The following is a 15019-nucleotide window of genomic DNA, read 5'->3' as shown; positions in this document are numbered from 1 at the left end:
CCATGCCTTGGATCCAACTGAAACTGAACACCACCGGCGCGAACGCCGAAGATCTTAGCGATGCGCTGATGGAAGCGGGTGCCGTTTCTATCACTTTTCAGGATACCCACGATACGCCTGTATTTGAGCCGCTGCCGGGCGAAACGCGCCTGTGGGGCGACACCGATGTGATTGGTCTGTTCGACGCTGAAACCGACATGAAAGAAGTCGTGGCGATTCTGGAGAATCATCCGCTGCTCGGCGCAGGCTTCGCGCATAAAATCGAACAACTGGAAGATAAAGACTGGGAGCGCGAATGGATGGATAATTTCCACCCGATGCGCTTTGGTGAACGACTGTGGATCTGCCCAAGCTGGCGTGATGTGCCGGACGAAAACGCCGTCAACGTAATGTTAGACCCAGGTCTGGCGTTTGGTACAGGGACTCATCCAACTACCTCTCTGTGCCTGCAATGGCTCGACAGCCTCGATTTAACCGGTAAAACAGTCATCGACTTTGGCTGCGGTTCCGGCATTCTGGCTATCGCGGCGCTGAAACTGGGTGCAGCAAAAGCCATTGGTATTGATATTGATCCGCAGGCGATTCAGGCCAGCCGCGACAACGCCGAACGTAATGGCGTTTCTGACCGTCTGGAACTCTACCTACCTAAAGATCAGCCAGAAGAAATGAAAGCCGACGTGGTGGTCGCTAACATCCTTGCAGGCCCATTACGTGAACTGGCACCGTTAATCAGCGTCCTGCCGGTTTCAGGTGGCTTGCTGGGCCTTTCCGGTATTCTGGCAAGCCAGGCAGAGAGCGTTTGTGAAGCTTATGCCGACGGCTTCGCTCTGGACCCGGTCGTGGAAAAAGAAGAGTGGTGCCGCATTACCGGTCGTAAGAATTAACCTTCGCATCGCCGTATGGTGACGCAAGGCGAAGTGCGAGCAAGGTCACAAAAGGCACGTTAATTTGCCGATTATTTACGCAGATTTGCGTGCCAAAATTTTCATTCATAAAGAAAAATTGAGAACTTACTCAAATTTCTTGGAGTGTAAATTTTAGTCACTATTTTCTAATATGATGATTTTTATGAGTAATTATCGCGCTAAGCTCATTTTAAATGCAATTCTTTGATCCATCTCAGAGGATTGGTCAAAGTTTGGCCTTTCATCTCGTGCAAAAAATGCGTAATATACGCCGCCTTGCAGTCACAGTATGGTCATTTCTTAACACATGCGCATCGGACAATATCAGCTCAGAAATCGCCTGATCGCAGCGCCCATGGCTGGCATTACAGACAGACCTTTTCGGACGTTGTGCTACGAGATGGGAGCCGGATTGACAGTATCCGAGATGATGTCTTCTAACCCACAGGTTTGGGAAAGCGACAAATCTCGTTTACGGATGGTGCACATTGATGAACCCGGTATTCGCACCGTGCAAATTGCCGGTAGCGATCCTAAAGAAATGGCAGATGCAGCACGTATTAACGTGGAAAGCGGTGCCCAGATTATTGATATCAATATGGGTTGCCCGGCTAAAAAAGTGAATCGCAAGCTCGCAGGTTCAGCCCTCTTGCAGTACCCGGATGTCGTTAAATCGATCCTTACCGAGGTCGTCAATGCAGTGGACGTTCCTGTTACCCTGAAGATTCGCACCGGCTGGGCGCCGGAACACCGTAACTGCGAAGAGATTGCCCAACTGGCTGAAGACTGTGGCATTCAGGCTCTGACCATTCATGGCCGTACACGCGCCTGTTTGTTCAATGGAGAAGCTGAGTACGACAGTATTCGGGCAGTTAAGCAGAAAGTTTCCATTCCGGTTATCGCGAATGGCGACATTACTGACCCGCTTAAAGCCAGAGCTGTGCTCGACTATACAGGGGCGGATGCCCTGATGATAGGCCGCGCAGCTCAGGGAAGACCCTGGATCTTTCGGGAAATCCAGCATTATCTGGACACTGGGGAGTTGCTGCCCCCGCTGCCTTTGGCAGAGGTTAAGCGCTTGCTTTGCGCGCACGTTCGGGAACTGCATGACTTTTATGGTCCGGCAAAAGGGTACCGAATTGCACGTAAACACGTTTCCTGGTATCTCCAGGAACACGCTCCAAATGACCAGTTTCGGCGCACATTCAACGCCATTGAGGATGCCAGCGAACAGCTGGAGGCGTTGGAGGCATACTTCGAAAATTTTGCGTAAACAGAAATAAAGAGCTGACAGAACTATGTTCGAACAACGCGTAAATTCTGACGTACTGACCGTTTCTACCGTTAACTCTCAGGATCAGGTAACCCAAAAACCCCTGCGTGACTCGGTTAAACAGGCACTGAAGAACTATTTTGCTCAACTGAACGGTCAGGATGTGAATGACCTCTATGAGCTGGTACTGGCTGAAGTAGAACAGCCCCTGTTGGACATGGTGATGCAATACACCCGTGGTAACCAAACCCGTGCTGCGCTGATGATGGGCATCAACCGTGGTACGCTGCGTAAAAAATTGAAAAAATACGGCATGAACTAATTCAGGTTAGCTAAATGCTTGATTAAAAAGGCGCTACTCGGCATGGGGAAGCGCCTTTTTTATAGGTGTCACAAAGGGAGTGACCATGAGAACAGGATGTGAACCGACCCGATTTGGTAATGAAGCAAAGACCATCATCCAGGGTGATGCATTAACCGAACTTAAAAAGATCCCCGCCGAAAGTGTAGATCTGATCTTTGCCGACCCACCGTATAACATCGGTAAAAATTTTGATGGTCTGATCGAAGCCTGGAAAGAAGATCTGTTTATCGACTGGCTGTTTGAAGTGATTGCAGAGTGCCACCGCGTTCTGAAAAAGCAGGGCAGCATGTACATCATGAACAGCACGGAAAACATGCCCTTTATCGATCTCCAGTGCCGCAAGCTTTTTACCATCAAAAGTCGCATCGTCTGGTCATATGACAGTTCTGGAGTGCAGGCGAAAAAACACTACGGCTCCATGTACGAACCCATCCTGATGATGGTGAAAGACGCAAAGAACTACACGTTCAACGGTGATGCTATTCTGGTAGAAGCCAAAACCGGATCGCAGCGCGCGTTGATCGATTATCGCAAAAATCCTCCACAGCCTTACAATCATCAAAAAGTACCGGGTAACGTCTGGGATTTTCCGCGCGTGCGTTATTTGATGGATGAATATGAGAATCACCCGACGCAAAAACCGGAAGCCTTACTGAAACGCATTATTCTCGCCTCTTCCAACCCAGGCGATATCGTTCTCGACCCGTTTGCCGGTAGCTTTACTACCGGTGCCGTAGCCGCCGCCAGCGGGCGAAAATTCATTGGTATTGAGATCAACAGCGAGTACATCAAAATGGGGCTTCGACGGCTGGATGTCGCGTCGCATTACTCTGCGGAAGAACTGGCGAAAGTGAAAAAAAGAAAGACCGGCAACCTGTCAAAACGAAGCCGGTTAAGCGAAGTTGACCCCGATCTCATTGCAAAGTAAAGGAAGTGTAAGCCTGGTTTTCAGATTATTCATTTCGTGTATATTTCCTGCCAGACTTGGTTAAACATGCACAGGCTCAGGTAATGATTCGCAAGTATTGGTGGCTCGTCGTTTTCGCTGTCTTCGTTTTTCTGTTTGATACTTTACTGATGCAGTGGATTGAACTGCTGGCAACAGAAACAGACAAATGCCGCAATATGAACTCAGTTAATCCACTAAAACTGGTTAACTGTGACGAACTGCATTTTCAGGACAGAATGTGAATTTATATGACACTTAATTCATTCGTTTGATGAATTAATTTCGTTATGTTTTCATCTGGCATGAACATTCTTAATACGTTATCGACCAGTGCGGGTGCTTGTTTATAAAGATCATAACCCGCCATATTCATTAACCAGTTTTGAACAATTCCGCTGAAGGCACCATCAATAATAATCATCACAACATCTAAATCGAGATTATTTGCTATACAACCTTGTTGCTGACATGCCTGCAATACTTCGCGGAGAGTCTGCGGATTAAAGCCCATCTTTTCGCGTATCACTCCCTCTGCCAGCATCTCATCATTAAATTCACATTTGTGATATAAGATTTTCAGCAACGCCTGCTGGCGGGGAATTTTGGCAATATATTGCAAGCCAACAATCAATTTTTCACGCAATTGCTGAAACGGGTCATGCTCTAACCCAGCAGTCAAGTGATCCTGGATTAACTCCCGCAATGAAGGCTGTTGCAACCACATCTCATTAAACAGTTGGGTCTTGTTCTCGAAGTGCCAGTAGATAGCGCCACGCGTAACGTTAGCGGCGTCGGCAATGTCGTTGAGCGTCGTCTTGCTTACGCCATGCTGCGCAAACTGGGCGATGGCAGTTTCAATCAGTTCTTGCCGGGTCTTCAGGGCTTCAGCTTTGGTTCTTTTTGCCATGATTAATTATTCAGGAAATAAATACATTCGACACAGGATGAGAAAATAGCGAAGGTTAATCTATCACCTAATGTATATTTATACGAGAGGCTAATATTGAGTTGCTATAAATCGTCAAATAAATAACGTTTATTATTTACCTAAAATACATTCACTCTATCAATATATATTTCAATTTACGAGGATTTGATTCTACCTCTTTCAACCCGCGTCAAAATAAAACAGTAAAATATTAATCTTTTTTTGTGTTTATGTGCCTTGAGACGCCAGTATTCATAACTATTCCTTACATCGACGAATGATAATTTGTAGGATAGCGAACTGTATTTTTCTTTCTGCGAGTTAACGCGTTGCCTTTTTGGGTAAATAACGCGCTTTTGGTTTTTTGAGGAATAGTAATGACGAAACATGCCAGGTTTTTCCTCCTGCCCTCCTTTATTCTGATCTCCGCGGCTTTAATCGCCGGTTGTAACGATAAGGGAGAAGAGAAAGCTCACGTCGGTGAACCGCAGGTTACCGTTCATATTGTGAAAACGGCCCCGTTAGAAGTTAAGACTGAATTACCAGGCCGCACCAATGCTTACCGTATAGCCGAAGTTCGCCCACAGGTTAGCGGGATCGTACTGAGTCGCAATTTCACTGAAGGCAGCGATGTGCAAGCAGGCCAGTCTCTGTACCAGATCGATCCCGCGACCTATCAGGCAAGTTATGACAGCGCGAAAGGCGAACTGGCGAAAAGTGAAGCCGCCGCCGCCATCGCGCATTTGACGGTAAAACGTTACGTTCCGCTCGTGGGTACGAAATACATCAGTCAGCAGGAGTACGACCAGGCCATTGCTGATGCTCGCCAGGCCGATGCCGCCGTGATTGCCGCAAAAGCCACGGTCGAAAGCGCTCGCATCAATCTCGCTTATACCAAAGTGACTGCGCCAATTAGTGGACGTATCGGCAAATCGACTGTGACCGAAGGCGCTCTTGTCACTAATGGGCAAACGACCGAACTGGCGACTGTCCAGCAGCTCGATCCTATCTACGTTGATGTGACCCAATCCAGCAACGATTTTATGAGGCTGAAGCAATCCGTAGAGCAAGGAAATTTGCATAAGGAGAACGCCACCAGCAACGTAGAGTTGGTCATGGAGAACGGTCAAACCTATCCCCTGAAAGGTACGCTGCAATTCTCCGATGTTACCGTTGATGAAAGCACCGGCTCCATAACCCTACGTGCCGTCTTCCCTAACCCGCAACATACGCTTTTACCTGGTATGTTTGTGCGCGCACGGATTGATGAAGGCGTCCAACCTGATGCCATTCTTATCCCGCAACAAGGCGTTAGCCGCACACCGCGTGGTGATGCAACCGTGCTGATTGTTAACGATAAAAGTCAGGTTGAAGCGCGCCCTGTCGTTGCCAGCCAGGCGATTGGCGATAAATGGTTGATTAGCGAAGGGCTGAAATCTGGCGATCAAGTCATTGTCAGCGGCCTGCAAAAAGCGCGTCCGGGAGAGCAGGTTAAAGCCACTACCGATACCCCCGCAGATACTGCATCGAAGTAAGGCAATCTGACATGGCAAACTTTTTTATTCGACGGCCGATATTTGCATGGGTGCTGGCCATTATTCTGATGATGGCGGGTGTACTGGCGATCCTACAATTGCCCGTCGCCCAATACCCAACCATTGCGCCGCCTGCAGTTTCTGTTTCGGCAAACTATCCGGGCGCTGATGCGCAGACCGTGCAGGATACGGTGACGCAGGTTATCGAACAGAATATGAATGGTATCGATAACCTGATGTATATGTCCTCCACCAGCGATTCCGCCGGTAGCGTGACAATTACCCTTACCTTCCAGTCCGGGACCGATCCAGATATCGCGCAAGTGCAGGTGCAGAACAAACTCCAGCTCGCCACGCCGTTGCTGCCGCAGGAGGTACAGCAGCAGGGGATCAGTGTTGAAAAGTCCAGTAGCAGCTATTTGATGGTGGCGGGCTTTGTCTCTGATAACCCAGGCACCACACAGGACGATATCTCGGACTATGTGGCCTCTAACGTTAAAGATACGCTTAGCCGTCTGAATGGCGTCGGTGACGTACAGCTTTTCGGCGCACAGTATGCGATGCGTATCTGGTTGGACGCCGATCTGCTAAACAAATATAAACTGACGCCGGTTGATGTGATTAACCAGTTGAAGGTACAGAACGATCAGATCGCTGCCGGACAGTTGGGCGGAACGCCAGCGTTACCAGGGCAACAGTTGAACGCCTCGATTATTGCTCAGACGCGGTTAAAAAATCCGGAAGAATTCGGCAAAGTGACCCTGCGCGTAAACAGTGACGGCTCGGTGGTACGCCTGAAAGATGTCGCACGGGTTGAACTTGGCGGTGAAAACTATAACGTTATCGCTCGCATCAACGGTAAACCGGCGGCGGGCCTGGGTATTAAGCTGGCAACCGGCGCGAATGCTCTCGATACCGCGAAAGCCATTAAGGCAAAACTGGCGGAATTACAGCCATTCTTCCCGCAGGGAATGAAGGTTCTCTACCCTTATGACACCACACCATTCGTCCAGCTTTCTATTCACGAAGTGGTAAAAACGCTGTTCGAAGCCATTATGCTGGTGTTCCTGGTGATGTATCTGTTCTTGCAGAATATGCGAGCAACGCTGATCCCCACCATTGCGGTACCCGTGGTGTTGTTAGGGACGTTTGCCATCCTCGCCGCTTTTGGTTACTCCATCAATACACTAACGATGTTCGGGATGGTGCTTGCCATCGGGCTGCTCGTCGATGATGCGATAGTGGTGGTGGAGAACGTCGAGCGCGTGATGATGGAGGATAAGCTCCCGCCAAAAGAAGCGACGGAAAAATCAATGTCGCAAATCCAGGGCGCACTGGTGGGTATCGCAATGGTGCTGTCAGCGGTATTTATTCCGATGGCATTCTTCGGCGGTTCTACTGGGGCAATTTATCGCCAGTTCTCTATCACCATCGTTTCGGCAATGGCGCTTTCTGTTCTGGTGGCATTGATTCTTACCCCAGCGTTATGTGCAACACTGCTCAAACCCGTCTCTGCTGAGCATCACGAAAATAAGGGCGGTTTCTTCGGCTGGTTTAATACCACCTTCGATCATAGCGTTAACCACTACACCAACAGCGTCGGCAAAATCCTCGGTTCCACAGGACGATATTTACTGATCTATGCACTAATTGTTGCTGGAATGGTGGTGTTGTTTTTACGTCTTCCGTCTTCCTTCTTACCTGAAGAGGATCAGGGTGTCTTTCTGACTATGATTCAGTTACCCGCTGGCGCGACGCAAGAGCGGACGCAAAAAGTGTTGGATCAAGTGACGGATTACTATCTGAAGAACGAGAAAGCGAACGTAGAAAGTGTCTTTACGGTTAACGGCTTTAGCTTCAGCGGCCAGGCACAAAACGCCGGTATGGCTTTCGTCAGTCTGAAACCGTGGGAAGAGCGTAGTGGTGACGAAAACAGTGCGGAAGCGGTAATCCATCGTGCCAAAATGGAATTGGGCAAGATCCGCGACGGTTTTGTCATTCCATTCAATATGCCAGCCATTGTTGAACTGGGCACGGCAACGGGTTTCGATTTTGAGTTAATTGATCAGGCTGGGCTGGGTCACGATGCCCTGACCCAGGCCCGTAACCAGTTGCTTGGCATGGCGGCGCAACATCCTGCCAGCTTAGTCAGCGTGCGTCCTAATGGTCTGGAAGACACCGCGCAGTTTAAACTGGAAGTTGACCAGGAAAAGGCGCAGGCATTAGGTGTTTCACTTTCTGACATCAATCAGACCATTTCAACGGCGTTGGGTGGGACTTACGTTAACGACTTCATTGACCGTGGTCGCGTGAAAAAGGTGTATGTTCAGGCGGATGCCAAATTCCGTATGCTGCCAGAAGATGTCGATAAACTTTATGTCCGCAGCGCCAACGGCGAAATGGTGCCATTCTCTGCCTTTACCACTGCACATTGGGTGTATGGCTCTCCGCGACTGGAGCGCTACAACGGTCTGCCGTCAATGGAGATTCAGGGGGAAGCCGCGCCAGGAACCAGTTCCGGCGATGCCATGGCGTTGATGGAAAACCTTGCATCACAATTACCAGCTGGCATTGGTTATGACTGGACGGGTATGTCATATCAGGAACGCTTATCGGGAAACCAAGCTCCCGCTCTGGTAGCAATTTCCTTTGTGGTTGTTTTCCTGTGCCTTGCTGCACTCTATGAAAGCTGGTCAATTCCTGTCTCGGTTATGTTAGTCGTGCCGTTAGGGATTGTCGGCGTGCTACTGGCGGCGACACTCTTTAATCAAAAAAATGACGTCTACTTTATGGTGGGCTTGCTAACGACAATTGGCTTGTCGGCCAAAAACGCTATTTTGATTGTTGAGTTCGCTAAAGATCTCATGGAGAAAGAGGGTAAAGGTGTTGTTGAAGCGACACTGGTGGCAGTACGTATGCGTCTGCGTCCTATCCTGATGACCTCTCTCGCCTTTATTCTCGGCGTATTACCGCTAGCTATCAGTAACGGTGCCGGCAGTGGCGCGCAGAACGCAGTGGGTATCGGGGTAATGGGCGGGATGGTCTCTGCAACGTTGCTGGCAATCTTCTTCGTGCCGGTGTTCTTTGTGGTTATCCGCCGTTGCTTTAAAGGATAAATCAGAAACATAAAGGCGCTTTCGGGTGCCTTTATTATTTTCAGTGAAACCCATAAAAATTAATAAGATATTCTTCTACTCACTCTTTAAAAACTTTCTATAGTTCCCGCTCCCTTCACTATTTTTACAATTCACATAATTTGTCATTATTCATGCCGCAAGATTTATAACCTCCAGTGATAAAATGGCATTCAGCTCGTTAATAAGAGAGTTAACTTATTAAGCGTTAGCGTTTATTACTGAGGTAACACCATGAAAAGATTAATTCCTGTAGCATTGCTCACCGCATTGCTGGCGGGCTGTGCTCACGATTCGCCCTGCGTTCCGGTTTATGACGATCAGGGTCGACTGGTTCACACCAATACCTGTATGAAAGGCACGACTCAGGATAACTGGGAAACGGCTGGGGCTATTGCTGGCGGGGCAGCTGCTGTTGCTGGCCTGACGATGGGGATCATCGCTCTGTCGAAATAACTGAACAGGGCGCGGAGTACCGCGCTCTGTTTAACGATACAGTATCTCTCCATAAGATAAAATATTGCTATATTCTGCTGTGTAATTCCCTGCTGATTTAGCATGTTATATCGCGTTATTTCGCTGCTTTCGAAATAACGCATCAATTTAATTTTCACAATTCCTACCAGAAATATACTCACGCTAACAATCATTATTCTGCTTAGTAAAAATGCGTAAATATTTTGCGCCAAAATGTGGCGCATGTTTCATTTTCGCACCATTGCGGGGCGCTGTTTTTATTATTTCCTGTCTACACTCAGCTTATTGCGACGCGAAATCGTGCGCAAAAGCTGGCACTACTTTTGCTTATAAAAGGATGGCCACAGACAGGTAAAAGACGTTTCCCAAACGTCCTATAACGATAATTTTCGCCTCACAGGAAGCATTATGAAAAAGATGATGATAGCCACACTGGCTGCCGCCAGCGTGCTGCTTGCCGTTGCAAATCAGGCGCATGCTGGCGCGACGCTTGATGCCGTTCAGAAAAAAGGTTTTGTGCAATGCGGGATCAGTGATGGATTACCTGGGTTCTCTTATGCCGATGCTGACGGTAAGTTTTCAGGTATTGATGTAGATGTTTGTCGTGGTGTTGCGGCAGCTGTATTTGGTGACGACACGAAAGTGAAATATACCCCGCTCACTGCAAAAGAACGCTTCACGGCTTTACAGTCAGGGGAGGTGGATTTGCTCTCCCGTAATACGACCTGGACTTCCTCTCGCGATGCCGGTATGGGAATGGCATTTACTGGCGTCACTTATTATGACGGCATTGGTTTCCTGACGCACGATAAAGCGGGATTAAAAAGCGCGAAAGAACTTGATGGCGCAACAGTCTGTATTCAGGCGGGTACTGATACCGAACTCAACGTCGCCGATTACTTCAAGGCAAACAATATGAAGTACACACCAGTGACTTTCGATCGCTCTGACGAATCCGCGAAGGCACTGGAATCTGGTCGCTGCGATACGCTGGCCTCGGATCAATCACAACTGTATGCCCTGCGCATCAAATTAAGCAACCCAGCTGAATGGATTGTTTTACCGGAAGTTATCTCTAAAGAACCGCTTGGGCCGGTAGTTCGTCGTGGCGATGATGAATGGTTCTCTATAGTGCGCTGGACGCTTTTCGCCATGCTGAATGCTGAAGAGATGGGCGTTAATTCGCAAAACGTTGATGAAAAAGCGGCTAATCCTGCAACGCCTGATATGGCGCATCTGCTGGGTAAAGAGGGCGATTACGGTAAAGATCTGAAGCTGGATAATAAATGGGCTTACAACATCATCAAACAGGTGGGTAATTACTCGGAAATTTTTGAGCGTAACGTAGGTTCAGAAAGCCCCCTGAAGATTAAACGTGGGCAAAATAATCTCTGGAATAACGGCGGTATTCAGTACGCGCCGCCCGTGCGTTAAGTCGGTGTGAGGTAACGAGCGTCGCTACGGCGGCGCTCTCTTCAGCGTTATGCTTTCCGAGGTTTCTATGTCTCATCGCCGCTCAACCGTTAAAGGCTCACTCTCCTTTGCCAACCCTACGGTTCGCGCCTGGTTATTCCAGATCCTTGCCGTTGTTGCTGTTGTCGGCATTATTGGTTGGTTATTTCACAACACCGTAACGAATCTCAGTAATCGCGGCATTACTTCAGGTTTTGCCTTCCTGGACCGCGGCGCTGGCTTCGGTATTATCCAGCATTTGATCGATTACCAGCAGGGTGATACCTACGGACGCGTTTTCATTGTTGGCTTACTCAATACGCTGCTGGTTTCTGCATTGTGTATTGTATTCGCTTCTGTTCTGGGCTTCTTTATCGGTCTGGCACGACTTTCGGATAACTGGCTGCTACGAAAGCTTTCCACAATTTATATTGAGATCTTCCGTAATATTCCGCCGCTACTGCAAATCTTCTTCTGGTACTTTGCCGTGTTGCGCAATTTGCCCGGACCACGCCAGGCAGTGAGTGCGTTTGATCTGGCCTTTTTGAGCAATCGTGGGCTTTATATTCCGTCGCCGCAGCTGGGAGACGGATTTATTGCGTTTATCCTGACTGTTGTTATTGCTATAGCCATTTCTGTTGGAATATTCCGTTTTAATAAAACGTACCAGATAAAGACCGGACAATTGCGCCGAACCTGGCCGGTCGCCGTTGTGTTGATCATCGGTTTGCCTTTACTGGCGCAATGGCTTTTTGGCGCAGCACTACACTGGGATGTTCCAGCCCTACGAGGCTTTAACTTCCGTGGCGGGATGGTTTTAATTCCTGAACTGGCAGCCTTAACGCTGGCACTTTCGGTTTATACCTCTGCATTTATCGCCGAGATTATCCGCGCTGGGATCCAGGCAGTGCCTTATGGTCAACATGAAGCTGCTCGGTCACTGGGATTACCCAACCCGGTTACGCTACGCCAGGTCATTATTCCCCAGGCACTGCGGGTGATTATTCCACCGTTAACCAGCCAGTATCTCAACATCGTCAAAAACTCCTCTCTTGCCGCCGCTATTGGCTATCCCGATATGGTTTCGCTGTTTGCTGGCACCGTGCTGAACCAGACGGGGCAAGCCATCGAGACGATAGCCATGACCATGTCGGTCTATCTGATTATCAGCCTGACTATCTCGCTGCTGATGAATATCTATAACCGCCGCATCGCGATCGTTGAACGCTAAGGAGTCATGATGACAAAAGTATTGCTGTCTCATCCCCCGCGCCCGGCGAGCCATAACTCAAGCCGCGCGATGGTGTGGGTGCGAAAAAATCTGTTCTCCAGCTGGAGCAATAGCCTGCTGACTATTGGCTGCATATGGTTGATGTGGGAACTGATCCCACCATTGCTGAACTGGGCATTTTTGCAGGCTAATTGGGTTGGCTCAACGCGTGCCGACTGCACAAAAGCCGGGGCTTGTTGGGTCTTCATCCACGAACGATTCGGTCAGTTTATGTATGGGCTCTACCCACACGACCAACGCTGGCGAATTAACCTCGCATTACTGATTGGGCTTGTGTCGATCGCACCAATGTTCTGGAAAATACTCCCGTATCGCGGTCGCTATATTGCGGTATGGGCGGTGATTTACCCACTGATTGTCTGGTGGCTGATGTATGGCGGGTTTCTTGGTCTTGAGCGGGTTGAAACCAGGCAATGGGGCGGGCTGACGCTCACTTTAATTATTGCATCAGTTGGGATTGCGGGAGCGCTACCGTGGGGGATTTTACTGGCGTTAGGTCGCCGCTCCCATATGCCAATTGTGCGTATCTTGTCAGTCATTTTTATCGAGTTCTGGCGCGGCGTACCGCTAATCACCGTATTGTTTATGTCTTCGGTCATGCTGCCGCTGTTTATGGCAGAAGGCATCAGCATCGACAAACTGATCCGCGCGCTGGTTGGCGTGATCCTGTTTCAGTCAGCATATGTTGCGGAAGTCGTGCGAGGCGGATTACAGGCGCTGCCTAAAGGGCAATATGAAGCGGCAGAGTCGCTGGCGTTGGGTTACTGGAAAACCCAGGGGCTGGTTATTCTGCCACAGGCGTTGAAGCTGGTGATTCCTGGGCTGGTAAATACCATCATCGCACTCTTCAAAGATACCAGCCTGGTGATCATCATCGGGTTGTTCGATCTTTTCAGTAGCGTTCAGCAGGCAACCGTTGATCCCGCCTGGTTGGGTATGTCGACGGAAGGGTATGTTTTCGCCGCACTGATCTACTGGATCTTCTGTTTCAGCATGTCACGTTATAGCCAACATCTGGAAAAACGTTTTAACACCGGGCGTACACCGCATTGAGGACACTATGAGCCAAATTTTACTGCAACCTGCTAACGCGATGATTACGCTGGAAAACGTCAATAAATGGTATGGACAATTCCATGTTCTGAAAAATATTAATTTAACCGTACAACCGGGAGAACGAATCGTTCTGTGTGGCCCTTCTGGTTCGGGGAAATCGACAACCATTCGCTGTATTAATCATCTGGAAGAACATCAACAGGGACGAATCGTGGTAGATGGCATCGAACTTAATGAAGATATCCGCAATATTGAGCGTGTCAGGCAGGAAGTGGGAATGGTCTTTCAGCATTTCAATCTCTTCCCTCATCTGACCGTTCTACAGAACTGTACCCTGGCACCGATTTGGGTACGCAAGATGCCTAAGAAAGAGGCTGAAGCTCTGGCGATGCATTATCTTGAGCGAGTAAGAATTGCCGAACATGCCCAGAAGTTTCCCGGACAGATTTCTGGTGGTCAGCAGCAACGCGTTGCCATAGCACGTTCACTTTGTATGAAACCAAAGATCATGCTGTTTGACGAACCTACGTCTGCGCTCGATCCGGAGATGGTGAAAGAAGTGCTGGATACAATGATTGGGCTGGCGCAGTCAGGTATGACAATGTTGTGCGTAACGCACGAGATGGGGTTTGCGCGAACCGTCGCTGATCGGGTGATTTTTATGGATCGTGGGGAGATAGTGGAACAAGCTGCACCGGATGAGTTTTTTGCGCATCCTAAATCAGAGCGTACGAGGGCATTTTTATCGCAGGTGATCCATTAATTGAATGTAAGTTCGAAAAGCAAAAAGGCCATCCTTTCGGATGGCCTTTCGCTTGATTTGATGTCTGGCAGTTTATGGCGGGCGTCCTGCCCGCCACCCTCCGGGCCGTTGCTTCGCAACGTTCAAATCCGCTCCCGGCGGATTTGTCCTACTCGGGAGAGTGTTCACCGACAAACAACAGATAAAACAAAAGGCCCAGTCTTCCGACTGAGCCTTTTGTTTTATTTGATGCCTGGCAGTTCCCTACTCTCGCATGGGGAGACCCCACACTACCATCGGCGCTACGGCGTTTCACTTCTGAGTTCGGCATGGGGTCAGGTGGGACCACCGCGCTACTGCCGCCAGACAAATTCTTTTCTAATCTGCCGAACTTTAACCTAAAAAGTGGTGCTGATACCCAGAGTCGAACTGGGGACCTCACCCTTACCAAGGGTGCGCTCTACCAACTGAGCCATATCAGCACGCTTAATTTGATGCCTGGCAGTTTATGAATCACTTCGCGATTCACCCTTCGGGCCGTTGCTTCGCAACGTTCAAAAGCTTTCGCTTTTGTCCTACTCTCTTATCGAGTAGTGAACTGCCTCAAAGGTCAGTGCCATTCTTCGTAATTTGATGCCTGGCAGTTCCCTACTCTCGCATGGGGAGACCCCACACTACCATCGGCGCTACGGCGTTTCACTTCTGAGTTCGGCATGGGGTCAGGTGGGACCACCGCGCTAAGGCCGCCAGGCAAATTCTGTTTCATCAGACCGCTTCTGCGTTCTGATTTAATCTGTTATCAAGCTTACTTGTCGATGTCTCTTCCGCCAAAACACCTTCGGCGTTGTAAGGTTAAGCCTCACGGTTCATTAGTACCGGTTAGCTCAACGCATCGCTGCGCTTACACACCCGG

General features: G+C 49.1%; 13 protein-coding genes, 1 tRNA gene and 2 rRNA genes. 12 read left to right on the top strand and 4 right to left on the bottom strand.

The window, feature by feature from the left end; translation table 11 throughout:
• The first annotated feature begins 2 nt into the window (after window positions 1-2).
• The 5 genes from prmA (at window position 3) to FQ015_RS08595 (ending at window position 3733) form a co-directional block, all read left to right on the top strand.
• The gene (gene prmA, locus FQ015_RS08615) at window positions 3-884 is read left to right on the top strand and encodes a 50S ribosomal protein L11 methyltransferase (RefSeq protein ID WP_160523961.1); all 882 of its coding nucleotides are present in this window, start codon (window positions 3-5) and stop codon (window positions 882-884) included.
• Window positions 885-1212: 328 nt separating this feature from the next.
• A complete protein-coding gene (gene dusB / locus FQ015_RS08610) occupies window positions 1213-2178 on the top strand; it encodes a tRNA dihydrouridine synthase DusB (protein ID WP_001219652.1) in 966 nt (321 codons plus the stop codon).
• 25 nt (window positions 2179-2203) lie between these two features.
• Window positions 2204-2500, top strand: coding sequence for a DNA-binding transcriptional regulator Fis (fis, locus tag FQ015_RS08605; RefSeq protein WP_000462905.1), 297 nt, complete (start codon window positions 2204-2206; stop codon window positions 2498-2500).
• 85 nt (window positions 2501-2585) lie between these two features.
• A complete protein-coding gene (yhdJ, locus tag FQ015_RS08600; RefSeq protein WP_001258939.1) occupies window positions 2586-3470 on the top strand; it encodes an adenine-specific DNA-methyltransferase in 885 nt (294 codons plus the stop codon).
• Between the two features lie 83 nt (window positions 3471-3553).
• On the top strand, window positions 3554-3733 hold the full coding sequence (locus FQ015_RS08595) for a DUF2556 family protein (protein ID WP_160523960.1): 180 nt from the start codon (window positions 3554-3556) through the stop codon (window positions 3731-3733).
• Between the two features lie 2 nt (window positions 3734-3735).
• Here FQ015_RS08595 and acrS read toward each other — a convergent pair whose 3' ends face one another.
• Window positions 3736-4398 (bottom strand): multidrug efflux transporter transcriptional repressor AcrS, encoded by a 663-nt coding sequence (gene acrS / locus FQ015_RS08590; protein ID WP_001129503.1) that lies wholly within the window; start codon window positions 4396-4398, stop codon window positions 3736-3738.
• Window positions 4399-4796: 398 nt separating this feature from the next.
• Here acrS and acrE point away from each other — a divergent pair, with 398 nt between their 5' ends.
• The 7 genes from acrE to FQ015_RS08555 all read left to right on the top strand — a co-directional run bounded on the left by acrE (window position 4797) and on the right by FQ015_RS08555 (window position 14127).
• Window positions 4797-5954 (top strand): multidrug efflux RND transporter periplasmic adaptor subunit AcrE, encoded by a 1158-nt coding sequence (gene acrE, locus FQ015_RS08585; RefSeq protein WP_000160362.1) that lies wholly within the window; start codon window positions 4797-4799, stop codon window positions 5952-5954.
• Window positions 5955-5965: 11 nt separating this feature from the next.
• On the top strand, window positions 5966-9070 hold the full coding sequence (gene acrF, locus FQ015_RS08580; protein WP_001273306.1) for a multidrug efflux RND transporter permease subunit AcrF: 3105 nt from the start codon (window positions 5966-5968) through the stop codon (window positions 9068-9070).
• Window positions 9071-9322: 252 nt separating this feature from the next.
• Window positions 9323-9544: a membrane protein gene (locus FQ015_RS08575; protein WP_000825639.1), complete on the top strand. Its 222-nt coding sequence runs from the start codon at window positions 9323-9325 to the stop codon at window positions 9542-9544.
• 429 nt (window positions 9545-9973) lie between these two features.
• Entirely contained in the window at window positions 9974-10999 is a 1026-nt protein-coding gene (locus FQ015_RS08570) for an amino acid ABC transporter substrate-binding protein (protein WP_000738584.1), read from the top strand.
• A 67-nt stretch (window positions 11000-11066) separates the two neighbouring features.
• On the top strand, window positions 11067-12248 hold the full coding sequence (locus FQ015_RS08565) for an amino acid ABC transporter permease (RefSeq protein WP_160523959.1): 1182 nt from the start codon (window positions 11067-11069) through the stop codon (window positions 12246-12248).
• 9 nt (window positions 12249-12257) lie between these two features.
• Window positions 12258-13361, top strand: coding sequence for an amino acid ABC transporter permease (locus FQ015_RS08560; RefSeq protein ID WP_160524002.1), 1104 nt, complete (start codon window positions 12258-12260; stop codon window positions 13359-13361).
• A gap of 7 nt (window positions 13362-13368) precedes the next feature.
• The gene (locus FQ015_RS08555) at window positions 13369-14127 is read left to right on the top strand and encodes an amino acid ABC transporter ATP-binding protein (RefSeq protein ID WP_000078344.1); all 759 of its coding nucleotides are present in this window, start codon (window positions 13369-13371) and stop codon (window positions 14125-14127) included.
• Window positions 14128-14357: 230 nt separating this feature from the next.
• Here FQ015_RS08555 and rrf (FQ015_RS08550) read toward each other — a convergent pair.
• The 3 genes from rrf (FQ015_RS08550) to rrf (FQ015_RS08540) form a co-directional block, all read right to left on the bottom strand.
• A 5S ribosomal RNA gene (gene rrf / locus FQ015_RS08550) occupies window positions 14358-14473 on the bottom strand.
• A gap of 39 nt (window positions 14474-14512) precedes the next feature.
• Window positions 14513-14588 (bottom strand) — tRNA-Thr (locus tag FQ015_RS08545).
• A gap of 153 nt (window positions 14589-14741) precedes the next feature.
• Window positions 14742-14857 (bottom strand): 5S ribosomal RNA (gene rrf / locus FQ015_RS08540).
• Window positions 14858-15019: the final 162 nt, after the last annotated feature.

Origin of the sequence: Escherichia sp. HH26CH, assembly GCF_009820205.1 — a bacterium.
GTDB lineage: Bacteria > Pseudomonadota > Gammaproteobacteria > Enterobacterales > Enterobacteriaceae > Escherichia > Escherichia coli_F.
This window is presented reverse-complemented; position numbering and strand designations above follow the sequence as displayed.

Coding starts and splice junctions, on each gene's coding strand:
- prmA (WP_160523961.1), top strand. CDS start 3: ATGCCTTGGATCCAACTGAAACTGAACACCACCGGCGCGAACGCCGAA.
- dusB (WP_001219652.1), top strand. CDS start 1,213: ATGCGCATCGGACAATATCAGCTCAGAAATCGCCTGATCGCAGCGCCC.
- fis (WP_000462905.1), top strand. CDS start 2,204: ATGTTCGAACAACGCGTAAATTCTGACGTACTGACCGTTTCTACCGTT.
- yhdJ (WP_001258939.1), top strand. CDS start 2,586: ATGAGAACAGGATGTGAACCGACCCGATTTGGTAATGAAGCAAAGACC.
- FQ015_RS08595 (WP_160523960.1), top strand. CDS start 3,554: ATGATTCGCAAGTATTGGTGGCTCGTCGTTTTCGCTGTCTTCGTTTTT.
- acrS (WP_001129503.1), bottom strand. CDS start 4,398: ATGGCAAAAAGAACCAAAGCTGAAGCCCTGAAGACCCGGCAAGAACTG.
- acrE (WP_000160362.1), top strand. CDS start 4,797: ATGACGAAACATGCCAGGTTTTTCCTCCTGCCCTCCTTTATTCTGATC.
- acrF (WP_001273306.1), top strand. CDS start 5,966: ATGGCAAACTTTTTTATTCGACGGCCGATATTTGCATGGGTGCTGGCC.
- FQ015_RS08575 (WP_000825639.1), top strand. CDS start 9,323: ATGAAAAGATTAATTCCTGTAGCATTGCTCACCGCATTGCTGGCGGGC.
- FQ015_RS08570 (WP_000738584.1), top strand. CDS start 9,974: ATGAAAAAGATGATGATAGCCACACTGGCTGCCGCCAGCGTGCTGCTT.
- FQ015_RS08565 (WP_160523959.1), top strand. CDS start 11,067: ATGTCTCATCGCCGCTCAACCGTTAAAGGCTCACTCTCCTTTGCCAAC.
- FQ015_RS08560 (WP_160524002.1), top strand. CDS start 12,258: ATGACAAAAGTATTGCTGTCTCATCCCCCGCGCCCGGCGAGCCATAAC.
- FQ015_RS08555 (WP_000078344.1), top strand. CDS start 13,369: ATGAGCCAAATTTTACTGCAACCTGCTAACGCGATGATTACGCTGGAA.